This window comes from Pseudoteredinibacter isoporae (assembly GCF_011602085.1).
GTDB lineage: Bacteria > Pseudomonadota > Gammaproteobacteria > Pseudomonadales > Cellvibrionaceae > Pseudoteredinibacter > Pseudoteredinibacter isoporae.
In genome coordinates, this window is sequence record NZ_JAAONY010000001.1 from 775,292 (window position 1) to 798,899 (window position 23,608).

At 49.7% G+C, this 23,608-nt stretch carries 24 protein-coding genes; 10 read left to right on the forward strand and 14 right to left on the reverse strand.

Features of this window, described 5'->3' with window-relative positions; genetic code table 11:
• Nucleotides 1-140 precede the first annotated feature (140 nt).
• Complete coding sequence (locus G8768_RS03295; RefSeq protein WP_166851419.1) at nt 141-1,835, forward strand: MFS transporter; 1,695 nt, start codon at nt 141-143, stop codon at nt 1,833-1,835.
• 33 nt (nt 1,836-1,868) lie between these two features.
• Here G8768_RS03295 and G8768_RS03300 read toward each other — a convergent pair whose 3' ends face one another.
• From G8768_RS03300 to G8768_RS03330, 7 genes are all read right to left on the reverse strand, one after another.
• Nucleotides 1,869-2,090 (reverse strand): hypothetical protein, encoded by a 222-nt coding sequence (locus G8768_RS03300; protein WP_166851416.1) that lies wholly within the window; start codon nt 2,088-2,090, stop codon nt 1,869-1,871.
• A gap of 113 nt (nt 2,091-2,203) precedes the next feature.
• Nucleotides 2,204-2,884, reverse strand: a complete 681-nt coding sequence (locus G8768_RS03305) for a class I SAM-dependent methyltransferase (protein ID WP_166851413.1) — start codon at nt 2,882-2,884, stop codon at nt 2,204-2,206.
• Nucleotides 2,885-3,163: 279 nt separating this feature from the next.
• Complete coding sequence (locus tag G8768_RS03310) at nt 3,164-3,436, reverse strand: Rho-binding antiterminator (RefSeq protein WP_166851409.1); 273 nt, start codon at nt 3,434-3,436, stop codon at nt 3,164-3,166.
• Nucleotides 3,437-4,129: a glycine-rich domain-containing protein gene (locus G8768_RS03315; protein WP_166851406.1), complete on the reverse strand. Its 693-nt coding sequence runs from the start codon at nt 4,127-4,129 to the stop codon at nt 3,437-3,439.
• A gap of 68 nt (nt 4,130-4,197) precedes the next feature.
• Nucleotides 4,198-4,854: a GntR family transcriptional regulator gene (locus G8768_RS03320; protein ID WP_166851403.1), complete on the reverse strand. Its 657-nt coding sequence runs from the start codon at nt 4,852-4,854 to the stop codon at nt 4,198-4,200.
• Nucleotides 4,855-5,009: 155 nt separating this feature from the next.
• A complete protein-coding gene (locus G8768_RS03325) occupies nt 5,010-6,515 on the reverse strand; it encodes an aldehyde dehydrogenase (NADP(+)) (protein WP_166851400.1) in 1,506 nt (501 codons plus the stop codon).
• Nucleotides 6,516-6,573: 58 nt separating this feature from the next.
• A complete protein-coding gene (locus G8768_RS03330; RefSeq protein ID WP_166851397.1) occupies nt 6,574-7,575 on the reverse strand; it encodes a 4-hydroxyproline epimerase in 1,002 nt (333 codons plus the stop codon).
• A gap of 208 nt (nt 7,576-7,783) precedes the next feature.
• On the opposite strand from G8768_RS03330, the gene G8768_RS03335 reads away from it, so the two are divergent.
• The 7 genes from G8768_RS03335 to G8768_RS03365 all read left to right on the forward strand — a co-directional run bounded on the left by G8768_RS03335 (nt 7,784) and on the right by G8768_RS03365 (nt 12,916).
• The gene (locus G8768_RS03335; protein WP_166851394.1) at nt 7,784-8,830 is read left to right on the forward strand and encodes a proline racemase family protein; all 1,047 of its coding nucleotides are present in this window, start codon (nt 7,784-7,786) and stop codon (nt 8,828-8,830) included.
• Nucleotides 8,831-8,848: 18 nt separating this feature from the next.
• Nucleotides 8,849-10,132: an NAD(P)/FAD-dependent oxidoreductase gene (locus tag G8768_RS03340; protein WP_166851391.1), complete on the forward strand. Its 1,284-nt coding sequence runs from the start codon at nt 8,849-8,851 to the stop codon at nt 10,130-10,132.
• A 75-nt stretch (nt 10,133-10,207) separates the two neighbouring features.
• On the forward strand, nt 10,208-10,618 hold the full coding sequence (locus G8768_RS03345) for a DUF4175 domain-containing protein (RefSeq protein ID WP_166851388.1): 411 nt from the start codon (nt 10,208-10,210) through the stop codon (nt 10,616-10,618).
• A complete protein-coding gene (locus G8768_RS03350) occupies nt 10,605-11,132 on the forward strand; it encodes a GNAT family N-acetyltransferase (protein WP_166851384.1) in 528 nt (175 codons plus the stop codon). Before G8768_RS03345 ends, G8768_RS03350 begins: the two co-directional genes overlap by 14 nt.
• The gene (locus G8768_RS03355; protein WP_166851381.1) at nt 11,113-11,523 is read left to right on the forward strand and encodes a DUF1801 domain-containing protein; all 411 of its coding nucleotides are present in this window, start codon (nt 11,113-11,115) and stop codon (nt 11,521-11,523) included. The genes G8768_RS03350 and G8768_RS03355 overlap by 20 nt, the downstream gene beginning before the upstream one ends.
• 9 nt (nt 11,524-11,532) lie before the next feature.
• On the forward strand, nt 11,533-12,222 hold the full coding sequence (locus G8768_RS03360) for an NAD(P)H-binding protein (protein ID WP_166851378.1): 690 nt from the start codon (nt 11,533-11,535) through the stop codon (nt 12,220-12,222).
• Complete coding sequence (locus G8768_RS03365; protein WP_243749353.1) at nt 12,203-12,916, forward strand: SIMPL domain-containing protein; 714 nt, start codon at nt 12,203-12,205, stop codon at nt 12,914-12,916. The genes G8768_RS03360 and G8768_RS03365 overlap by 20 nt, the downstream gene beginning before the upstream one ends.
• Here the strand turns inward: G8768_RS03365 and G8768_RS03370 are convergent.
• A complete protein-coding gene (locus tag G8768_RS03370) occupies nt 12,913-14,064 on the reverse strand; it encodes an aromatic ring-hydroxylating oxygenase subunit alpha (RefSeq protein WP_166851372.1) in 1,152 nt (383 codons plus the stop codon). The two genes, G8768_RS03365 and G8768_RS03370, sit on opposite strands and share 4 nt — an antisense overlap.
• 21 nt (nt 14,065-14,085) lie before the next feature.
• Nucleotides 14,086-14,784 carry a TetR/AcrR family transcriptional regulator gene (locus G8768_RS03375; protein WP_166851370.1) on the reverse strand — a complete coding sequence of 233 codons (699 nt, stop codon included), beginning with the start codon at nt 14,782-14,784 and terminating at the stop codon, nt 14,086-14,088.
• Nucleotides 14,785-15,015: 231 nt separating this feature from the next.
• On the opposite strand from G8768_RS03375, the gene G8768_RS03380 reads away from it, so the two are divergent.
• A complete protein-coding gene (locus tag G8768_RS03380) occupies nt 15,016-15,225 on the forward strand; it encodes a hypothetical protein (RefSeq protein ID WP_166851367.1) in 210 nt (69 codons plus the stop codon).
• 109 nt (nt 15,226-15,334) lie between these two features.
• Here the strand turns inward: G8768_RS03380 and G8768_RS03385 are convergent, their stop codons facing one another.
• From G8768_RS03385 to G8768_RS03400, 4 genes are all read right to left on the reverse strand, one after another.
• Nucleotides 15,335-16,636 (reverse strand): aminopeptidase P N-terminal domain-containing protein, encoded by a 1,302-nt coding sequence (locus G8768_RS03385; protein WP_166851364.1) that lies wholly within the window; start codon nt 16,634-16,636, stop codon nt 15,335-15,337.
• A gap of 22 nt (nt 16,637-16,658) precedes the next feature.
• On the reverse strand, nt 16,659-17,600 hold the full coding sequence (gene lhpI / locus G8768_RS03390) for a bifunctional Delta(1)-pyrroline-2-carboxylate/Delta(1)-piperideine-2-carboxylate reductase (RefSeq protein ID WP_166851361.1): 942 nt from the start codon (nt 17,598-17,600) through the stop codon (nt 16,659-16,661).
• 132 nt (nt 17,601-17,732) lie between these two features.
• Nucleotides 17,733-18,086, reverse strand: coding sequence for a VOC family protein (locus tag G8768_RS03395; protein WP_166851358.1), 354 nt, complete (start codon nt 18,084-18,086; stop codon nt 17,733-17,735).
• Nucleotides 18,087-18,188: 102 nt separating this feature from the next.
• Nucleotides 18,189-19,025, reverse strand: a complete 837-nt coding sequence (locus G8768_RS03400; RefSeq protein WP_166851355.1) for an MBL fold metallo-hydrolase — start codon at nt 19,023-19,025, stop codon at nt 18,189-18,191.
• Nucleotides 19,026-19,337: 312 nt separating this feature from the next.
• On the opposite strand from G8768_RS03400, the gene G8768_RS03405 reads away from it, so the two are divergent.
• Nucleotides 19,338-21,623, forward strand: a complete 2,286-nt coding sequence (locus G8768_RS03405; protein WP_166851352.1) for a leucine-rich repeat domain-containing protein — start codon at nt 19,338-19,340, stop codon at nt 21,621-21,623.
• A 75-nt stretch (nt 21,624-21,698) separates the two neighbouring features.
• Here G8768_RS03405 and ilvD read toward each other — a convergent pair whose 3' ends face one another.
• The gene (ilvD, locus tag G8768_RS03410; RefSeq protein ID WP_166851350.1) at nt 21,699-23,534 is read right to left on the reverse strand and encodes a dihydroxy-acid dehydratase; all 1,836 of its coding nucleotides are present in this window, start codon (nt 23,532-23,534) and stop codon (nt 21,699-21,701) included.
• Nucleotides 23,535-23,608 lie beyond the last annotated feature (74 nt).

The window sequence follows — 23,608 nt, forward strand, 5'->3', positions numbered from 1 at the left end:
ACAAGTGCATAATGCGACAATTGTGATTGGGCGCCATTCACCGCGGCATTTCCATATTCCACACTTGTTCCGGTATCCGGGGTGGCATTGAAGCGCCAATCCCGAAGATCACAATAACAACAGACAATGGTGGCGATTTAATGTCAACGACAGCAGTCTCGCCGGCGAGCTCGGCATTTCCCAGGTCTTTCTATGTTGCCAATGGCATGGAAATTTTTGAGCGCCTGGCGTGGTATGGTTTTTTTACGGTGTCCTCGGTGTACATGACTACCCCGGTCGACCAGGGGGGCGTGGGTTTTACCGAATCTCAACGCGGTGCCTTGCAGGGCATTATTCCCTTCTTTCTCTATATTCTTCCGGTCATCACTGGCGCCCTGGCTGACCGTTATGGCTTTAAGAAAATGTTTTTGCTGTCCTTTGCGATTATGGCGCCGAGCTATTATTTGCTTGGGCAAGCCAGCAGCTTCGGAGGCTTTTTCCTGGCCTTCTTTGCGGTTGCCTTGGGCGCGGCTTGTTTTAAGCCGGTGGTGCAAGGAACCATTTCGCTAACCACCAATGCGCATAACCGCGGTTTAGGTTTTGGTATTTTTTATACCATGGTGAATGTTGGCGGCTTTATCGGACCTTTTGTTGCGGGCTATGTTCGGGCGATTAGCTGGGATGCGGTGTTTTTGATGTCGGCGCTGTGGATCTGCATTAACTTTTTTCCAGCAGCATTTTTATATACCGATCCCCGTGATCCGGAACAAGCGGACGCCCAGGCCAGTAAGAGTTTGAAGCAGGTGTTGCAGGAAGCTCAGCAGGTTTTGGGAAATGCGCGCTTCGCCATGACGATTTTCCCCTGCATTATTTTGTTGATGTGTGCGGGTGCCGATTGGCTCAGTTACCCCCTGGCCTTTGGGGGAATTGTGGCATGGTTAGTGTTGAATGTGGTCTGGAATAAGTTCGCTTCGGATGCGGAAGAGGCGGCATGGTGGCAGCAGAGAATTCGAGTCAGTAATGTACCCTTTGCGATTTATTTGGGTATTCTTTCGGGGTTTTGGGCGGTGTATAACCAGCTGTTTTATACCCTGCCTCTGTACCTGCGCGACTATATTGATACGGCTGATGTTATCGCCTTTATCAGTTTCTTTGGCCAGAGCGCGGTCGACTTTTTTGCGATTGTGAATGTCGATGCATTGACAGACAAGCTGCAATCACTGGCAAGCCAGGATGTGACGACAAGTTTGGAAAAGTTACGCCTGGAGTTGGTGCATTTGAAAGTTATGGTTCCTGAAGCTGAAATCGCAACGGCATTGGAGGCCATTCGCCAAGGCTCTGATGCACGGGACATTGCTTTGCAGTGGCAACAGAATTACCGCCAGGTCAATCCTGAGTACATCGTCAATATTGGTTTCGCCCTGATTATTTTTGGCCAGATTGCGGTCAGCTATGTCTGCCAGCGTTTCAAAGCCATTAATGTGATCATCGCCGGTGTGATTATTTTTGTGCTGGGCTTACTGGTGGCTTTGACTTCCGGCAGCGTTGCATTGGGTGGCGGTACGATTGTGCTGGCTGTGGTGATGATGTCCTTTGGTGAGATGGTCACCGTACCCAAAAGCCAGGAATACGTTGCGAATATCGCGCCTAAAAATCAGGCTGCTTTGTATATGGGCTATTATTTTGTTTCTATGGCCCTGGGCTTTTTGTTTGCCGGATTGCTGTCGGGTTGGGGTTACGGAACCGTGGCCAAGGAATGGGGGCAGCCCGGTTTAATGTGGGTCATCTTTGCGGGTATTGGTTTAGTCACTTCGGCGGGCTTGTGGTGGTTTAATCGCCGCTATGTAAAACGCTAGGCGAAAATCTGCTGTCATAAAATGTTTAAGCGCTTACCAGTTTTTCGGTAGGCGTGGATCTTTCACCCGCCGTTGCTTCAAACTATTGCTGCGCTCCTTCTGATTCACTTTTTGTCGGTGGGTTTTGTTGATCTTTTCCCAGGCTGCATCATCCCGTTTTAACAGAATTGCCTGAAACAAATGATAGAGGCCAGTGGCTTCAAGCAGTGGGCGAAGGCCGAGACCCAGAAACATCAATAAGGGAAGATAGCTCAAAAGAACTTTGGGGTTTGTCCACATAAAAACGGGGCAAAAACACCAAGCGGCGATGTAACAGCCTCTAGCAAATGGCCCCCAATAAAACTGTGCTTCCTTCATGGCGATGTGTATTACACATCTATCTTTTGGGCAACAAAAATAATCGAGGCCGCTTTCTGGGTGTTTGGATTTACCGGCTCTTTGATTGTTTGCAGGCTGTAACCGGTTTCATTGAACAGCTGGAGCCAGGTTTCCAGGGTTCTGAAATACCAGGGCGCCGCTTCCTGAAAGCGTTCGCTGATGCCTGCCCAGCTGCCTTCTCGCCAGCCATCTTTATAGGGTAAATCACCACAGCTTGTATGGGGATGCAGTGTTTGAACCACAAAATGCCCGCCGTAGTTCAACAGAGGGCGAAGGCGTCTGAAGACCAACTCCACTGATTGTCGACCCAGCAATGAGAAATTGGCGACCGCCAAGTCAACCGTTGAACCCACGGTACGTCGACAAATATGTTCATAGCGACAGAGTTTGAAATCGCCACCACCTTTGGCCTTGGCGGTCTCTAAAAACATGGGAACTGCATCAACCCCGACCACCTTGCGACCTTCTGCGGCCAATGCGCGGCTTAACCAGCCTTCCCCACAACCTAGGTCGAGTACGCTATGGCTTGGGATATCTTGCAGGGTTTCCAAAATAGCTTGATTGGTCACCAGCTCGCGACTGGTAATTTCACGAGCTTCGAGGGCTTCTATCCACGGTGAGGCGTTGTGATTCCACGCCTGGAGGATGAGTTGTTCATTGAGCAGAGTCATAATCTTCAGTGTTCGTTGGTGGCATGCTGGGATGCCATAAGCCGATCAGCTCCTTGGAGGATACGATGCTTTTGATAGTCTTCCAAGTATAGATGCCAAATTCCGACGAGCAATGCGCCAAAACCAAGTATTATAAAGGCGAATTTTTTAAGCCAACCCATAATAGATTACCTCATTATGCTTATGGGCATTTGAGCATTTCCCCAAGAATAAAGTTCCTTTTACCGGATCTTTATTGCTGTTCAATAATTACCACTCTGTGGTTTCATTTGACGGCAATCACTTTTTATTTTCAGGGAGGAATTCCACTTTATCAAAGTGAGGGTTTTGTACCAGTGCTTCAATAGACACAATTTGGCTAAGTTTGATCGCGTGTTTGGTTTTGCTGGGTACGGCGTGCAAAAGTATTTCAAGAATCTCATCGCCACTGTGATCTTTACCAAGATCACTTGGTACACCATGAACACACTGCCCGCTTTCCAATTCTACCTTGATGGCCAGGTGATAAATGCAACAGAGTTCCAAAACGTCATAAATTTGACAAGACAGCATCTAGTCACCTCCACACCCGCCGCCGCAACTGCTGTCGGCGCTTCCGGAAAACAGGCCTGAGCCATCGCTACTGACATCGCCCGAAATGCCGGCGCAACCTGATGCACAAGCAATGTGGGCAGCGCAATAATCGATGTAGCTTTTATTGCCGTCCAGTTGTGTGCTGGTGTTTCGTTTGCAATCCAGGCTGTAGTGAAATCCATCCTCAATGTTGAGTCGGCTGTCGATGGCAAATAACAAAGGCAGCCGAACAGGTCTTGAGGGGTTAATGGCCTGTTGAGCACAGGCCAGGCGCCAGGCTCGTTTGATACTTTCCTGTGCGCTTACCGGGCTGGGCATGGTTTCACTTGGGCTGTGATGCAGAAATTGCCCAAAGGCCTTCTTGCAAAATTCCTGATAGGAACGAGTGACAAGAATAAACTCATGCCAGGCGAGATCAACAACTTGAGAAGGCATGGCAACCATTTTTCGTTTGGCCATGTGGCAAAGCGTGAAATAGTCGCGCAGTGCGTTGAATACCAAAGCGATATCATCATCGCTTAAGTGAGGGTATTTTTCTTTTATTTTTTTGGCAATCAGGGAATTAAAACGAAAGCTCTGGATGTACTTTTTTTGTTTCTGCAAGCGCAGTCGATAGTACACATAGCCAACAAAAAATGCCGGGATAAGCAATATGAGCAGTTTAAAATCCATTATTGCCCTCTCAGTAGTGAATACGGTTCCTTGAGTCCGATTATGTGTTGAGTGCTTGCGAAGCGATCCTAGGCTTCCATCTTTAACAACAGAGCTTTGATGTCTTCTTTAGCATTGAGAATATGCTGTTGCAAAAATTCACAGGCTTCATCGCGTTTGCCTGCTCGGCACAGCTCCAAAATCTTTCGATGCTCTTGCGCGGCAGTGGTGAAACCACCGGCAAGCATCAAGTGCATGCGCACATAGCGATCGGCACTTTTATTCAAGGTGCGAACCATTTCCTGGGTTTGTGGGCGCTTGGCTTTTTGATAGAGGTGCTGGTGAAAATCCAGGTTCAGTTCGCCACTGTGGCTTTGGGTGTCTTCATCATCCTGTTTGGCCAAGCGATCGAGTATGTATTCGGCTTTGGCAAAATCCTCCTCCGTCAGCGAGTCAAAAGCATGTTTGAGCAGCTCGGCTTCCAGCATAGCGCGTAGCTCAAACAGTTCATCAACCTGCTCGGCGGAAACCTCGGTGGCGGTGGCGCCTTTGTGAGGTTCAAAATGCACAAGACCTTCACCCTCCAGCTGCAACAGCGCTTCACGGACAGGAATGCGGCTGACATTCAGCTCTTCGGCCAGAGCGGCCTGACGCAGAGGTTCGCCGGATTTAATCTCACCGTTGAGGATTTTTTCGCGGATGGATTCCACCACCAGCTGGCTACGGGTTTTGTGCACAATGGCCATTAGGCTTCTCGGTTGTTATCTTTGGCGCTAGCGAGCGCTGACTGATGCATAGTATAACGGTTAAGTGTTCTGCGAAAAACCGGGGTGCTTCGCCCAAAAAAAAGGCCAGACAAGCTGGCCAAACACTACAGGAAAAAGGAACCGTTTCGCGGGTCTCAGCTCAGTAAGTGAGCCGGTGCGTTCTGATAGCAAATAGGGCGTACAAAACGCTGGTAGGCCGCTGCACCAACCGAGGTACTGCGCACATCGGTGGAAGATGGGAACGGGCCGCCGTGGTTCATGGAGTAGCACACCTCAACACCCGTTGGCATTTGGTTGTAAATTAGACGCCCTACCTTATGAGCCAACTGCTGGCTCAGATTTCCGGCTTGCGCCAGGTCTTGTTCCAGACCGTGTATGCTTGCGGTCAGCTGGCCTTCCAGTGATGCAATGACGCTGTGCAGTTCTTCCTCGTCGCGATAACTCACCATCAGTGCGGCAGGACCAAAGACTTCTTCGTGAAGTTCGCGGTTGGCCAGAAACTCACTGGCGCTGGTGCTGAACAGTTTTGCGGCTGAAAAGTGTGGCTGTTCCACTTCATTGCCAGCCAGCAGTTCAACACCCTCTGTTTGGGCCAGCTTAATGGTGGCGGCACTATAAGCCGCGCTGATGCCCTGGGTCAGCAAGGCGGTGGTGCTGGCATTGCGGATGGCCTCACTGGCAGCCTGGCGGAATTCGCCGGCGGATTCCGGAACCAGCCATAGGCCTGGATTGGTGCAAAACTGGCCATTACCCATGACCAATGAATCGACCAGGCCCTGGGCAATATTCTGGGCGTTGTCGTTTGCCATGGCAGGCATCACAACTTGCGGGTTTACCGCGCCCAGCTCGCCATAGAATGGAATGTTCTGGGTGCGTTCCCAGCAGGCTTTCTGCAGCAGCTGGCCCACTCGGATAGAACCGGTAAAGCCAACCGCCTGAATGGCCGGATGTTGCACCAGTTCAATGCTGGCTTCGGGCTTGCTGCTCTGAAAAAGTGAAAAAACACCGCTGTGCAAACCGCATGTATTGATCGCTTTATCAATCGCCTGGGCGACCAGCTCTGAGGTTCCCGGGTGAGCCGGGTGACCTTTAACAACTACCGGGCAACCTGCCGCCAACGCCGAAGCGGTATCGCCACCCGCCGTTGAAAAAGCATAAGGGAAGTTGGATGCACCGAATACAGCAACCGGGCCAAGGGCAATATGGCGCAGGCGGGTTTCGGGTTTTGGCAGTGGCTCGCGAGCTGGGTCGGCTTCGTCCAGCACTTCGGCGTTCGCCTGCTCACGGATGTATTGGGCGAACATTCTCAATTGATTCACTGTGCGCATGCGCTCACCTTGCAGGCGCATCATCGGCAGACCGGTTTCCAGAGCCGTGGTTTCTAACAGCTCATCACCCAAAGCCAGAATTTCTTCGCCGATGGTTTCTAAAAACTGTGCGCGTTGCTCGACATTCAACTGACTAAAGCTTGGAAAGGCAGCCGCAGCCTGTAGGGCGGCCTGGTCGATGTCTGTGCGACTGGCGTTGTAGTAACGCTGGGCCAGATTCTCGCCGGCTATTGGGTTGTAGGCCTGAAACTGACCCTCGGCTTCGCTGCCCAACCAGACGCCGGCAACTAAACTTTTGCCACTAATACTCATAAATCATTCCTGTTTTTCAACATGCCCGCAGCGGGCGATTCATCTTCAAAAACTAAAATTACTTAACCTGGAAGCCAAAGGCGTAAGGGTCATCATCATCAACGGTGATGCAATTTTTACCGAACACTTTGGCCCAGCCTTTAATGCTTGGCATCATGGCCGGTTGACCGGCGACTTCCGTGGCGGCTTCAACTTTGCCGACAAATTGACTTCCGATAATGCTCTCATGGGTAAATTCCTGGCCGACGCTGAGTTCGCCGCGTGCATAGAGCTGTGCCATGCGGGCACTGGTGCCGGTGCCGCAAGGTGAACGGTCAATGGCTTTGTCACCGTAGAAAACCGCATTGGCGCCATCGGAACCCGGCTTTTGCGGTTTGCCGGTCCAGAGCAAGTGCGAGGCACCGCAGACACTGGGGTCATCAGGGTGCACACATTCAACCGTGTCATTAATGATGTCGCGGATAATCGGGCTGAACTGCAAGACCTGGGCGGCGGACCAATTCTCAAGGCCTGGGTAATTTTCCTGGGGCTCGACAATAATGTAGTAATTGCCGCCGTATGAGATATCGACCTTGAGTTCACCAATGCCGGGCACGTTGATCTGAATATCCTGATGGGCGAGATAGGAGGCGATATTGTAAATTTTTACCCACTCGACCTTGCCATCTCTTTGCTCATATTCAACCCGGATTTGGCCCGCGGGTACATCGAGAATCAATTGGCCGGGGGTTTTGGCGTGAAGCAGGCCGGATTCAAGCGCTGCCGTGACCGTGCCGATGGTGCCGTGACCGCACATGGGCAGACAGCCCGAGGTCTCGATAAACAAAATGGCGGCATCGGCGTTGTCACTGCAGGGCGGGTATAAAAACGAGCCTGACATCATGTCGTGACCACGGGGCTCGAACATCAGGGATTCCAGAATCCAGTAGTGATTGGCGAGGAAATCCTGCCGTTTTTCACTCATATTATTACCGACCAAGTCCGGATGACCCGAGGTCACCAGGCGAACCGGATTGCCGCAGGTGTGAGCATCGATGCAAAAAAACGTGCCTTTGCGCATGTATTAGGCCTTATCAAGCGTGTTAAAAAGTGGGGGCATTTGTTGTTTCTGCGCCCGCTGAAACCGGTTTTGACCGCGCGATTTGGTAGGCTCGCCTGCGGCTTAAACAGCCGGGCAGGACAGGGCCTCAGCGGGGCCAATGAACGAATTGAAATATAGTGTATATTGTATACAATAACAATCACTTTTCTTTCCCGGCGTTTTTCCTATGAGCTTTAAGTTGTCTCTCCAGCAGGAGAAAATTCAGAAATTTCAGACCCTTACCACCATTGATGCCCACACAGAGGGTGAGCCTCTGCGCATCATTCTGGATGGCTATCCTGAGGTGCAGGGTGATACGATTTTGGCAAAACGTCGCCACCTTCAATCCGAGTTGGATCATCTGCGCCAGGTGTTGATGTATGAGCCGCGTGGGCATGCGGATATGTATGGTGCCTTGCTCACTGAGCCGACCACCGAGGGGTCGGATTTTGGCATCCTGTTTATGCATAACGAAGGTTACTCCAGCATGTGCGGTCACGGCATTATCGCGGCGGTCACGATGGCAGCTGAATACGCCAATCTGGAGGTGGCAAATGGGAGCAAGCGCACCATTGGTATCGATGCGCCGGCCGGAAAAATTACCGCTTATGCCGAGCGTGATGACCAGGGCGAGCTGGGGGTTAGCTTCGACAATGTTGAATCCTTTGTTGAAGTCTGCGATTGCAGGGTTCAGGTGCCCGGCTTTGGTGAAGTTACTTACGATATTGCCTATGGCGGTGCGTATTATGCCTATGTGGATGCCGATGCGATTGATGTGGCCTGTAGCCCTGACAATGCCGAGCAGCTGATTCAACTGGGGCGCTCAATCAAACATGCGGTTATGGCCGACTACCCCCTGAAACACCCGACGGAAGAAGACCTGGGTTTCCTCTATGGCACCATCTTTACGTCCCGTAAGACCGATGAAGAGCATAGCCATTCCCGTCATGTTTGTATTTTTGCAGACGGTGAAGTGGATCGTTCGCCCACAGGTACCGGTGTGAGCGCGAGAATTGCTCTCTTGCATCACCGTGGCGAAGTAAGCCCAGGCCAGCGTATTAATATTGAAAGCATCATTGGCAGTGCCATGCAGGTGGAGATTGCCGAAGAGCTGGATTTTGAGGGCAAAGCGGCGGTAATCCCGAGAGTGTTTGGTACCGCGTTTATTACCGGTGTGAACCAGTTTCTGGTGGACCAGGACGATCCGCTGAAACACGGTTTTTTGATTCGATAAAGAAGTGATGCGCACACTATGGCAGTAGAAAAAGTTGGCATCCTGGGTGCCGGTATCATCGGCATTTGCTCGGCCATTGAATTACAGCGCCGCGGATTTGAGGTCACTTTGCTCGACCCCAAAGGCCTAGGCACTCAGGCTTCTTCGGGTAATGCAGGGCATTTTGCCAGTGAGCAGGTTTTTCCGTTGGCAGACCCTTCCCTATTGCCCCAGTTGCCTAAAATATTGCTGGATCCCAAGGGGCCGTTTCGAGTCAGGCCTGCCTATTTTCTGCGTGCCTTGCCCTGGTTTTTTCGATTTCTTTGGAACATGTTTCCCAGCCGTTCACGGCATAATTCGCGTTTGATTCGTCAACTGAATGAGCGAGCTATATCGAGTTATCAGGAATTGCTGGGTCATTGTGAGTTAGAGGGCGAACTGCATTTGTCGGGCAGTTTGCTTACCTTTGAAAGTACACCTGAATCCGAGATCAAAAAACAGCAAGCGGCTTTTCTGGCCGAAGGCGTGGCCGTTGAGTATTTGACTCGAGACGAAGCTTTGGCATTGGAGCCGGCGCTGAGTGATTCCGTGAGCGCTTGCCTCTATTTTACCGAAGTGGGTCATAGCAGTGATCCTGCGGTCCTGTGCCGAAAGCTTGCCGACCACTTTTTGGATAATGGTGGAAAATTTTACGCCATGGCGGCAAGTGAACTTATTGAATTTGAAACCTCAGTGAAAGTGCGCGCCATCAAATCGGAGCAGTCCGAGCAGGAAGGTGGCCATAAAGATTTTATTTTCGATAAAATTCTGGTCAGCTCTGGGGCCTGGTCGAAACCGTTTGCCAAGCAACTGGGTTACAAAGTGCCCCTGGATACCGAGCGCGGTTATCACTTGATGGTTCCAGAGCACAAGCTGCTGAGTCGGCCGGTGGCTTCCGCCGAGCGCAAGTTTATCATGACGCCAATGTCCGATGGCCTTCGCCTTGCAGGTACGGTTGAGTTCGCGGGGCTGGATGCTGCACCGGATTACAGTCGTGCGGATATGCTGTTGCCCCACGCCAAAGCCTTGTTAAATGTAGAGGCTCTGCAAGCATTTGATGTTCAGGCGCACCATGAGCGCTGGATGGGCTGTCGCCCTTCTCTTCCAGATTCGGTTCCGGTCATGGGCAAGGCACCGAAGCACAAGCGTGTTTATTTCAATTTCGGACACCAGCATTTGGGTCTGACCTGGGGCGCCATTGCCGGCAAACTTCTGGCACAGAATATGGCGGGTGAGGACAGCGATATCGAGCTGCTTCCGTATTCGATTGCACGTTTTAACTGAGCCTTTTCTGCGAAACGGCTCGGGCTTGATTGCTTCGACCAGTTACTAGTAAGCTGGCAGAAAAGGAATCCATCTATGAGCCCAGCTGCTTCGCTCTTAAGCTTTATCAAGCCAAGCCTTGCGTATCAATTTAATTATTTAATGCTCTGTATCGTCTGGAATGTGGCAGGGCTGATTTTGTTGTCAAATGGTGAGCAAGCTCTGGGCCCGACGGCTTCAGTAACGACAATCATCGTGCTGCTGGGATTTGCCGTTGCTATTGGTTTGGGGGTGTGGCGTTGGCCTTATCTCTATGCCGTAGCGACGGTCTTGCTGATGTTTCTTGCCAGTTCAGCGGTACTCCCCGCTTACACAAAAGACCCGAGTCTGTGGCCATCTGATTACTGGCGTTACGGCGGGGCGTTGTTGAATGGCCTGGGTGCGCTGGTCTGTGCTCGGGGTTTGTTGGGTTTCTGGCAGTGGCGTAATCGCAATGCCAAACCGTAAGGTTCACGAATGTCATCTTGATGAACTCAATGAAGCGCATTGGTCTTTAATGTTAATGGCCGACCCGGATCGCGAGGTGATTTCGAACTACCTTCCTGACTGTCGAATATTTTCCGTCAATACGAACGGATCACCCATCGCCCTGGCTCTATTGTTGGGTGCTGAAAGTGCCTATGGGAAAAAGCTGGCCTTATCAGAAGGTGAAGCAGAACTGATCAATATTGCCGTTATCCTAGAGCAGCAAGGTAAAGGCCTGGCAAAGCAGCTAATTCAACACTGTATTGAGGTGGGGCGGCAAGACGGGCTTCGTAGTTTGTGGATTGGAACAGGTAACTCCAGTCTGTCGCAATTGGCCTTGTATCAGAAGATGGGGTTTCGTCTTCACCATATTGTTCCTGATTATTTCTCCGAGTATCCAGAAACCATTATCGAAAATGGTATCGAGTGTCTGGATATGCTGCGTCTACAGTTGAGATTTGAATGCGAGGTGTCTGATGTCAGAACTGAAAACTAAAGCAGGCCAGATCAGCCTGGCGGAGTTTATGGCCGAAGTTCCTGAAAAGAAACTCGAAGATACCAAACGCCTGATCAAAATGATGAAGAGCATTACCGGCGACAAAGCGGTTGTCTGGGGAAGTGCGATTGTAGGTTTTGGTGCCTATGAGTATAAAAATACGGGTGCTGGTGGACGTTGGTTTAAAACCGGGTTTTCGCCGAGAAAACAGAATTTTTCAATTTATATCATGAACGGCTTTTCGAAGTACGGGGCTTTGCTCAAAAAGCTGGGTAAGCACAAGCTTGGAAAATCTTGTTTGTATATCAGTTCTCTAAAAGCGGTTGATGAAGAAATATTAAAAGAATTAATCACGCTTTCCTATCAATCCATGAGCGAGAAATACGACTAGGTGAATACGATGCGAAATCGATCGGCATCCGCGCTGATCATTGGGGCGACCGGTTTGGTGGGCAATGCCTTATTGATGCAGTTAGCTGGCAATAAGAACTTTAATCATATTGTGGCGCTCAGCCGCCGTCCTATCAAAAATTGTCCCGAGCAGGTTGAGAATATTGTGCTCGATTTTGAGCAGCTCGACGATTACGCTGACGTGTTCAAGGTCGATTGCTTTTTCAGCTGCCTGGGAACGACCCGTAAGCAAGCTGGCTCTATTGCTGCCCAGAGAATAGTGGATTACGACTATCAGCTCAAAGCGGCTGAACTGGCAAAGGCTGCCGGGGTTAAGCATGCCTTATTGGTTTCATCATCCGGAGCCAACGCCAGAAGTGCCAGTGCTTACATGAAAATGAAAGGTGAGCTGGAGCGGGCGATCAAGGGATTGGGTTTTGAAAAATTGTCGGTTCTCCAACCGTCGTTGCTAGTTGGTAATCGGGAGCAGGGCCGCCTGGGTGAAAGTTTGGGGGAGTCCGTTCTCAATTGGTTTAATTCTATGGGTATGCTGAAGCGCTACCGCCCAATTAAAGGTGAGCAGGTCGCAGCGGCTTTATTGCATCTCGCTGAGAACCAAAGCACACCTTCCGAGGTCTACCGTCTTGATGAAATCTTTGAACTCAAAAAGGGAGATGATGATGGCGAATCGTCGCAGTAGCGCTTTGATTCTGGGCGCCCTGCTTTGCATGGGTTTTGTTGCCTTGGGATATTTGCTCGGGCAGTCGGCTGTAAAAGTTAAGGAATATGAGCGTGTCGTTCGAGTAAAAGGCCTGGCCGAACGTGAGTTGCCCGCGAATATTGTGATTTGGCCGATTCAATACTCCGCAGCAAGCAATAGCCTCGAAGATCTGTATCGGAAGCTGGATGAGCATGCTGCCGTGGTTCGTGGATTTCTCATCAAGCGTGGTATTCAGGCAGATGAAGTGAGTATTTCAGCACCGGCCGTGACGGATAAATCTGCTCAACAATATGGCAATGAGCCCTCGCCTTTCCGTTTTGTCGGTTGGCAAACCGTCACTGTTTACAGTGAGCAGTTAGGGAAGGTTCGGGCATTGATGGGAGAAATCAGCGAGCTAGGCAAGCAAGGCGTGGTGCTAAAAGGCGATCACTATGATAGCCGTCCGGAGTACATTTTTAATCAGCTTAACGAGATAAAACCGGCCATGATCGAGGAATCGACCAAAAACGCTCGACAGGTTGCCGAGAAGTTTGCCGCCGATTCGAACAGTCGTTTGGGTAAGATTAAAAAAGCCAGCCAAGGGCAGTTTTCGATTCAGGATCGCGACCGGAACAACCCGCACATTAAGAAGATACGGGTGGTTTCGACGGTAGAGTATTATCTTTCTGACTAGGCGCGTTTTTCTTGAATTTGTTGTTGCAGGATTTGATGAAAAAACTGCAAGCTGGCTTCGTGGCCGCCAATGATGAAGGTGTCGTTGGCGCCGGTTGCGATGCCTTTTTGGGCCTGCTCACACACAAAAAAGTCTTCGGCTTCAAACACCCCGTTCTCGATAATATTAAACGCCCGCTCGTAATGTGCTTGCTCAGCTTCGTTTTCAGGTTCCGCCGGGATCAGGCAAATATGGCTGACCAGAGTTTCATCGGGCGCGATGGGGTAGACCGATAAAATGCTGCTGTAATCCGGGTGGAAGATCAGTGTTGTGTTTGGAAAGACCTGGTACGCAAATGTGCAGTGGTGGCGGTAATCCCAGTCGTCCTCCGTTAACTCAAAGGCTTCAACCAGCTCATTGCGTCCAACGCTGGAGCGAATGTGGACACCCTTTGCTTCACTGACTGCCGCACAATCGATAAACAGCGGGCCGACGGTATGTTTGTGCAGGCGTTTCACATGGTAGCCATCAAGAAAAGCGTCGACGATTAATTTCCAGTTGGTTTTTTTGCGTTTTAGCGATTGCTTGAAAAACACTTCGCCATCCACTCCGAATGCGTCCAGATCCTTGCCGATATCTCCCAGGTGTTTATCCAGATCCAGAGTGCCTTCGGGGTTTGGATTCACCCAGATAAAACCGTGGCGTACTTCGCAAGGCAGAGCTTTCAGGCTGCGACAGCTTTTATCCAGATGGGGAAACGATTCTTCCAGTGGCACCGCAATGAGTTTTCCGTCCATGCCATATGCCCAGTTGTGATAAGGGCAGACCATACTGGGACGGCGTTTCACCTCGTCACCATCCACTAAGCGAACGCCTCGGTGGCGGCAAGCATTCAAAAAAGCTCTGATCTTGCCATCACGGGCGCGGGTCAGAATGATCGGTTGTCCAAGGTGGTCGAAGGCCATGTGATCACCCGCCGATTTCAGCATAGTGTGATGACCAACAATGAAGGCGCCGTCGCGGAAGATAGTGTCTTGTTCATCTTGAAAGATGTCTTCGCAATGGTAAATCTTTGCCTCGATTTCACCACAGGCGTCCATATTGCCCAGATCGCCCTCTCTGGTTTTGACGATCAGTTCGGAAAAAATATCTTGTCTGGGGTCGGACATAATCACGCTCCTTTATCCTTATCAGGCGTCGAGTTTGTTGATTAGGCGATCCAGTTTTTTGTCGATGTTATCGAGATCGCGGTATGGGGTTTGCTCAGTATTTTCACGACTGAGAATACCTCTGAACAAAAGTTGCCAGAGTTGCTCCAGAAACAGAGCGCTATCGTGGGATTTGCCGGTGCTGAAATTTGCGATGGCAAAATGTTCTATTGCTCCAAAGAAGGCATCGCGAAACACTGGGCTGGGAATATTGCAGCCGGGCTCTTTCTCGATGATTTCTTCCAGGGCGTTGATGAAAAATTGGGTGTAGCGACGATTGTGTTGATGCAGGGCCTGTTGCGTCTGTTCATCGCCATAGCGGGCATAGCTGCTCACCACCAATCTGGCCAGTGGCCACTGGGCTTCCAGCTGCTGAATGTAGTCTTCGGCCATGGCTCGCAGGCGCCGCTTGGGGCAGCTGTGCGCCTGATTAATCAGCTCGATATTCGCGTGCATGGTGTCGAAGAACTCATCGATCAGCGCCCGCAGCAGCCCTTGCTTGTTTTCAAAATGGAGGAACACGGTGCCTTCAGCGACTCCGGCCCGTTTGGCAATGGTTCCGGTCTTGCTTTTTGCGAAGTCTTCCTCGCTCATGATGGCTTTGCAGGCCTGCAAGATGGCTTGGCGGGTGGCTTCCCGGCGCTGTGCCTGGCTGCGCTTTTCGGTCTGAGTTGCACTCATAATGGTTTGGTCAATGTTCAGTTAGGTGCCAGTAAAATAGCAGTATATTGAATTTTAATGAGTATTGCTCATTAAGTTTCGGTCGGCAAGGCAGCTTTCTGCCACTTTTTTGGGCTAAATTGACTTTTGTTGCAGTTGGGCTCAGTTTTTTCCCCGGACGGTCGCTATTAGTCTTTGAGCTATGAAGCGGTGCTGGGTCATGGCGACTGTACGCAAAAAGGATTTAACAGCATGAATTTCAAATACCGTTTACTGCTACTGATGGGCATTGCCCTGTTGGGAGTTGCGTGTTTCCTTCTCGGTTTTCGGCAAGGGCTCGTACTGCTGGTGATGGTGGGATTGATTGTCGAGCTGCTGGTTTGGCTTGGTCGGGTAGAATCTGATTTCGCCCTGGAATTGGCGAGACCGGCGGTACCTGTGGCACGTAAGAAGCCTCTCTAACCCCCTTCTCTAAAAGTCCTTGGTAAAGGGCTTTTAAGCTTGAAGACACGCTGCCGGATGCAAAATCAGGCAGCGCTCAGGAAGAACAGCTTTTCCACGTGTCGTCTGTCTATGAGGCCATCCAGGCTTCGATTTCCTCAACGGTTCTTGGTGCTCCTGCCGAGAGGTTTTCATGGCCATCGACGGTGACCAGAATGTCATCCTCGATTCGTATTCCCATGCCTCGAAACTCCGGGGCCACACTGTTATCGTGTGCCGGGAAATACAAGCCAGGTTCGATGGTGAACACCATGTTTGCCTGAAGCGTTTTCCATTCACCATTGTTTTTATAGCGCCCGACATCGTGTACATCCAGGCCCATCCAGTGGCCCGTTTTGTGGATGCTATAGGGTTTATAGAGTTCCTTTGTCATCGCTTCTTCAAAACTGCAATTGAGTATGCCGAGATCAATCAGTCCCTGAGCAAGGGTTTCCATAGCGGTTTCGTACAAGCGATTCCAGGGGTTGCCGGGTTTGACCTGTGCAATGGCATTATCCAACGCCGCCAAAACAATTTCATACACGGCTTTTTGAGTATTGTTGAATGTTCCATTGACGGGAAAGCTGCGAGTAATATCGGCGGTGTAGTATTGATAGTCGCCGCCAGCGTCAATCAACAGAATTTGTCCATCCTGTAATTCGTCATTGTTTTCGGTGTAATGCAAACAGCAGGCATTGTTTCCGCTAGCCAAAATGGTGGGATAACCAACATCCTGGCAGCCGTATTCTGATACTTTTCCAAAAAAAGCGCCTGCCAGTTGTTGCTCGTTGACGCCGGGCTTGGCCTGCTTCATTACGGTTTTGTGGCCATCAACGGAGGCATTCACGGCTTGGCGAATACGCGCAAGTTCAGCCTCGTCCTTAATAATACGACGTTCATGAATATAAGGCAGTACCGAGTGCAGGCTGCGGAACACTTTGGTTTCATCAAATTTTACGCTGCGCCGTTGTCGATTCAGCCAGCTGAAAATTCGATCTTCAAAGCGGCCTAGCTCATCGGACAAATAAATATGCTGACGTTGCTCCAGCAATGCAGGTAGGCGTTCTTCCAGTTCGGCAATGTCATACGCTGCATCACTGCCATAAAGTTCACCGGCCATCTTCTGGCCGCATCGATGACCAAAATTAATTTCCGCCGCTTCGTCCTTGGGTAAATTAAAGAGCACAAAGGGTTGCTCAGAGTCTGGACGTAAGACCGCAACGGCATCGGGCTCGGCAAAGCCCGTCAAATAATAAAAATCATTATCCTGACGGAAATTATAAGTGATGTTTTTATTGCGCACTTTTTCAGTATTGCCAACCAGAATCACTGCCGAGTCGGCTTCGATCTCGCTTAGCAAAATATCGCGGCGCTTTTGGTAATTGATTGTCATAAGTTTTCCAGAGCGAGTGGCCTTAGGCCAGGCTTTTTACCACTAACTGGGCGGCAGCGAGATCTTCCAATGCATGCCCAACGGATTTAAACAAGCTGATGTCCTTATCGTTGCGTAAGAATGTACGCTCTTCCCTACAGAGTTGAAACAGGTCTGCGCAGATATCGTCTTTTTGCAAAACACCGTTCGCCAGTGGTGTGGCAATATCGCCGGTTTCTTTGCAGGCACCGGTATAGTTATCGACAACGATACGACTGCGGCGAATGCATTCGTCGTCGGCTTCACGCATGTCTGGGCGATAGGCGCCAACCAGATCGAGGTGTTGGCCCTCTTGCAGCCAGTCGCCCATGATCAGAGGTTCGGTGCTCATGGTGGCCACCGAAATAATATCCACGTCCTTTACGGCTTCGCCCAGATCCTTAGCGACTTGAACCTTAAACGCTGAGAGACTTTCGAGCTCTGCAATGGCCTGGGCCTTGTCGGGGTTGCGGCCCCATATAACAACTTCTTCAATTGGACGAACGCTGGCGTGGGCACGAATAAGCTGGCTCGACAGGGTGCCGGTGCCGACCATCAGGAGTTTGCGGCTGTTCGGGCGGGACATAAAGCGGCTGGCGAGAGCCGATGCTGCCGCCGTACGTTTGGCCGTCAACGCGGGGGCGTCCATGGTGGCTTTAACACAGCCTCGAACTGCATCGAAGAGCACGTAGGTGCCTTGAATCGAGGGAAGATCAAATTTGTGGCTTTCGGGAGTTACGGTCACCAGTTTAATGCCAATGTCGCTGCCCGCCTGCCAGGATGGCATCATCAGCAAGGTGGTTTCCCGGCTGCTGTGGGGGTTGGGGATATCGTAGTGGTTGCGCAGAGGGGTCTCTATATCGCTGGCGAAGCCCTGTTGAAGGGCATCTACCAGTTCTTCAAAGGGTAGCGCGCGATCAATGGTCTGCTGATCGATAAAATCCATGGCTTAATTCTCACACCTGTAAATTGTATACAGTATACAAGAACTGTCTGAGCAAAATAAATAATCGGATCTCAGAGTGTGGAAGGTGGATCAGAGTGAGGTCTCTGACCCGTGTGTGCAGGTTTGGTGGTGTCAGGATTCTGACCAGATGGCGAATTCGTTGCCACAGGGCTCCCGGAAGTGGAAGCGACGACCACCGGGAAAGTCAAAACAGGGCTTGCTGATTTCTCCCCCAGCGTCAACGACGGCTTTTTCGCTGGCCTCCAGATTGTCGCTGTAGAGTACAATCAACGCGCTGCCGGCTTCTTGATTCATCGCTAAGTCGATGCGATAGAAGCCCCCGTCAATGCCATCCTGATGGAAATCACAGTAATCCGGGCCGTAATCCTGAAAGGTCCAGCCGAATGCGGAATTGAAAAAAGCCTTGGTTTTTTCCAGGTCCTGACTTGGCATCTCGATGTAGTTAATTTGTTGATGTTTTTTCATAGGCTACCTTGCTGACATCTGTGAAGGAATTGCCGGTGGGCAATTCCCCTCGGTTCAAATCAGAGTCTATGGTAGCGGCTTGCCATTTTGGCAGAAAGGGATTTAACAGAAGCTCTGCAAGTCTACTGACAGTGCCTGTCGTATGAGGTTGGCTTTACTGAAGTTTCCGCGACTGATCTTGTCCATCATTTCGGGTTTACCCAGAATCTGGAAGGTATTCTCATCCAAAGATAAGCCTTGCTCCCTATTTTGCTGAGCGTTCTGGCAGAGATCAATTAAATAGTTGAGCTTGTCCTGCATGCCGGCTTTACCGGCCTCATCAATACCTCGGTGTGGGCAAAAGACCACATCCATATCCAGTTTCAGCACTTTTTTCAGGCTCAGCATCAACTCCATCAGGTCTTCATCGGAACGCATGTATTTCAGAGCGCGGGCCAAATACAAATCACCACTGAAAAACCAGCGCTGTTTGGGCAAATAGAAACAAGTCAGATCTTTTGCGTGTCCGGGGGTATGGAGGGTGACCACCTCATCGCCATTTTGCAGATATTCATGTTCAGCCAGTGCTTCTGTGATGACGCGTTGAGGCTTTCCCCAGGTCAGTTGTTGGATCGCCGGTATGCGAAACCCTCGAGCGAGCTTTTTCTGGGCTTGAACAGGCGCCTTGGGTACCAGGCCATATTTTCGACCAACTCGCGATGCATTACCGCTGTGATCTTCATGGTGGTGGGTTAACCACAACTGCTCTATCGAAGGCCCTGCTTCCAAAAAACTTTTCACATGTCGCCACTGGTTGGACGGACCGCAGTCAATCAGCACATTACCAATACGATAGACAATAAAGTTAGAGGTCATGCCCCCGTTCAAACGGCCAACCCTGACCCCTTCGACGCGAGTGCCATCGGTGTGTTGGTATTCATAGTGTTGGCGAATGGGCATATTTGGATCTCTTTCTTTCCTGAATAGTCATTCTAATCCATGGCTGGGGAGACTAAAGTGTGAAATCCGTCTTTTTCAGTGGCATTAATTTACACACTCAGACGAGATATGTAATAGAATTGGCACGCTCTCAGGCTAAGGAAGAAAGGATTGGCCGAATATTAGGGATAAGATGTTCATTGGACGGCATTTCATTTTGCTCTAAATACCAACCTCGTTCTTCGTTATTTTCATGGCATGCCTATGCTTGGCCTGCTGAGTATCATAGTGTCCAAAGAATTAGATTTAAATTTAAGTAAATAGGAAAGGGAAATGCGCACTGTCTTTGGCTTGCTGCCGCTACTCTGTAGTGTGAGTGTATTTGCAAATTCAAATATTGATACTGTCTGTGACCATGCCGAATTGAGTGTTAAGAGGAGTGATTGTCTGGCTTTGGTGGATTTTTACCACTCCTTTAACGTTCGAAATATCGATCGTCAGAATACTTGGGGGCAACCAAAGGTAAATTTATGGAAGGGAATTGTTACTTCCAATGACAGAGTAGTCGAAATCAAATTAGACAAGCAACATGTATCGAGTGATTCATTTGAAGGTGATGTTTGGTTAGAAGGCAAGTTCAAGGACAGCTTTAAGCAGTTAACCGCATTAGAAAAACTGGATGTTTCCGGTGCAACTCACGAAGCTCCAATCCCTGATTTCTGGGAGGCATTTCCGCACCTTGAATGGCTAACCTTGACTGCTGGTAAGGTGGAGACAATTAACACATTTCCACCGTCTCTGAAAGAGTTAAAAAGCATTAAGGTTTTGCAGTTGGGAAATCTAAAAATTCGGGACAAGCTTCCGAGTAATTGGAATGATTTCTCGACTCTGGAAGTGTTGAGACTAAATAATAATTTGTTTTATGGAGAGGTAGATAACTCAATTGTAGATCTCAAGAAGCTTACAAAGCTAAATCTGTCATTTAACCCCTATTTATGGGGAGAGTTTCCATTTGAGATTTTAAAGAACAATGTTGTGCCTGATGTCCACCTTGTGGAATCCAGTTTCTGGGGAAAGATCCCTGACTATGTTCTTAATACCACAGTTCCTTTGGGAAAAAGCACATTGGTTGTTTTAGATCACAATCACTTTTCCAATGCTTTAAACAACCCAATCCACTTGTTTCTTGAGAATAATGGCTATTATTTTGTTGATATGTCTGATCAGACGTTGGCAGCTAATCAGGAAAATCATCCTGCATCAATAACGTTGAAACACAATAATAAGGGAAATGCGGTTCTTGCACCGAAAATAAAAGGCCAGCAATCTCGCATATTTATCGTTCCAGATGAGGGTTATAAAGTTACATCTGTTTCCGGATGTTCAGGTCAGTTGGAGAAAAATATTTTTTCGATATCTGATGGCCAAACAAAATGCAATGTTGACATAGTATTTTCTCCGTGCGACGGAAAGTCCTGTGTGGTGGATTTTGGTAGAACGAATTCTGTTCCTAATGTAAAAGTAGAGTCTCCATTTCAAGGCAAGAAGTTGTCTGGTGTTGTTCAGCTTCGAGGGTGGTTTCTATTGACTGATTGGGATCAGGTTTTTAATAACAATTTCCCCCATGGAGAAAAAACAAGGTTTTCCATAAGAATTGATGATCGTGAGCGTATTTACTTTCAGGGTTTGGATGCAAGAAGTGATGTGACTGAGGCAATGAATTACACACTTTCTGAAGGTGAGCGAGAGCTGGGCTGGAGTGTTCCGATTTACACAGGAGATTTGGAAAATGGCCAGCACAACTTAAAGTTGTTTAACAGTATAGGTGTGCAACTGGCCGACATCGATTTCACCGTTTTTAATCCAAAAATAGCAGGAAAGGTTCAATACATCAGTGGTGTTGAAAAATCTGCTATCGTTCCAAATTTTCCAATTCCGGGGCATTCTTCAGAAATAGCTTTTAATGTTGCAGAGCAGAGTTTTACCGTTGTGAATCAGTTTGATTCCTCAGGTAAGTCTGTTCGAAGTGAAGAACGGCATTTCAGTGATGAGAGCGAACGATACTCAGATTCGAAGCTGAGACAGAAGTCATCGAAGTATGGAGACAGGTCTGCTGCTCAAATAGAAAATCCATCTTCTGCCCGTATATACTCCGGTGTGCAAAATATGCGGGGGTGGTTCATAGCTCAAAGGGATCAAAGCCCTGCGCTTGGAGAATTTGGTTTGCAGGACAAAAAATTCTCCATTGATTCAGGGAGCGAAGAGTCTAATGTCAGTCGAAACCTGACATTTCATAAACGTAAAGACGTAAATGCAACTTTCTCTGTGTCGGGAGACTTTGGTTGGAGCTTTCTCTGGTATTCCGGTAGCTTGAAAAATGGTTGGTATAAGGCCGATCTTAGTGCGCTTGAGAATGTTATCTATCAGACAAGATTTGTGCTTCAGGAGGTTGAGTTTTTGTCTTTTACGCCTGTTAATGAATTTGGTGATCAAATCTATGTTCATTCGTACGGTGATGAAGTTGTAGTAGATGACTTTCCTGAGGTCGGCAGCGATGTAACTCTTCGCTTTGATCCGGCCGGACAGAATTTTGTGATAGTCGATCAACACATCCATTAAAACTTATGTGTTTGATAGAAATAAAAAATCCCGCCGTAGCGGGATTTTTTATTTGGATAAACGCTAACGAAGAGCTTAATCCAGCTGAGACAAATCTCGGACCGCGCCTTTATCCGCACTGGTGGCCAGCTTTGCGTAGGCTTTCAGGGCAGCGCTGACTTTGCGTGGTCGGGCTTCTACGGGCTTCCAGCCTTTGGCGTCTTGCTCGCGTCGGCGCTCGGCCAGCTCTTCATCGCTCAGTAGCACATCGATAGAGCGATTGGGGATGTCGATTTTGATTCGATCACCGTTGCGGACTAAACCAATGGCGCCACCGGCGGCGGCTTCTGGTGAAACGTGGCCGATACTTAAACCAGAGGTTCCGCCGGAAAATCGGCCATCGGTTAACAGGGCGCAGTCTTTGCCCAGGCCTTTAGATTTAATGTAAGAAGTCGGGTACAGCATTTCCTGCATGCCCGGACCGCCGCGTGGACCTTCGTATCTTACGATCACCACATCGCCCGCTTTAACTTTGTCATCGAGAATGTCGGCTACGGCCTGATCCTGTGATTCCGTCACGTAGGCATTGCCTTCGAATACCAGAATAGATTCGTCAACGCCGGCGGTTTTTACCACGCAACCGTCTTCGGCAATGTTACCGGTCAGAACGGCTAAACCACCTTCCAGGCTAAAGGCATGTTCCAGGGATCGAATGCAACCATTGGCGCGATCGGCGTCCAGAGTTGGCCAGCGAGTGCTTTGGCTAAAGGCCTGTTGGGTAGGAATGCCGGCAGGGCCAGCTTTATAAAACTCCATTACCTTACTGCTGGGGTTGCGCATGATGTCCCATTTGTCCAACGCTTCTTTCATGCTGCTGCTGTGGACAGTGGGTAGCTCGCTGTGCAATACACCTGCGCGATCGAGTTCACCTAAAATTGCCATTATGCCGCCAGCGCGGTGCACATCTTCAATATGATATTCCGGTGTATTGGGAGCGACTTTGCATAATTGTGGAACGGTTTTGGAAAGGCGATTAATGTCTTCCATGGTGAAGTTCACTTCGGCTTCCTGGGCAATGGCCAGCAAATGCAAAATGGTATTGGTTGAACCGCCCATGGCGATATCCAAGGTGATGCAATTTTCAAACGCTTTGAAACTGCCAATGCTGCGTGGCAATGCGCTGTTGTCGTCACCTTCATAATAACGTTTTGCCAGATTCACAATTTGACGCCCTGCTTCCAAAAAGAGGTGCTCGCGGTCGGCGTGGGTTGCAACCACAGTGCCGTTACCTGGCAGACTTAAGCCCAGCGCTTCGGTCAGACAATTCATGGAGTTGGCGGTAAACATGCCTGAACAGGAGCCACAGGTTGGACAGGCACTGCGTTCGATTTCAGCGACGTGTTCATCACTGACGGTTTCGTCAGCAGCGATAACCATGGCATCGACCAAATCCAGTTTGTGTTCGCTGAGTTTGGTCTTGCCGGCTTCCATTGGGCCGCCGGAAACAAAAATAACCGGGATGTTCAGGCGCATGGCAGCCATTAACATGCCGGGAGTGATTTTGTCGCAGTTGGAAATACATACCAGGGCGTCGGCGCAGTGCGCGTTGACCATGTACTCGACACTGTCGGCAATAATGTCACGGCTGGGCAAGCTGTAGAGCATGCCGTCGTGACCCATAGCAATACCATCGTCAACGGCGATGGTATTAAATTCTTTTGCAACGCCGCCGGCCTTTTCGATTTCGCGGGCCACCAGTTGTCCCATATCTTTCAGGTGCACATGACCGGGAACAAACTGTGTGAAGGAGTTGGCGATGGCAATAATCGGTTTGTGAAAGTCTTCATCTTTCATGCCGGTGGCGCGCCACAGGGCGCGGGCGCCAGCCATATTACGGCCAGCGGTGGAAGTTTTGGAACGGTACTCAGGCATAACATCCTCGATTGCGCTATTGCTTGGTTTGCGGGTGGGCTCAGGGCCCCGCTGCCGGCCTTTATTTGGGTTTC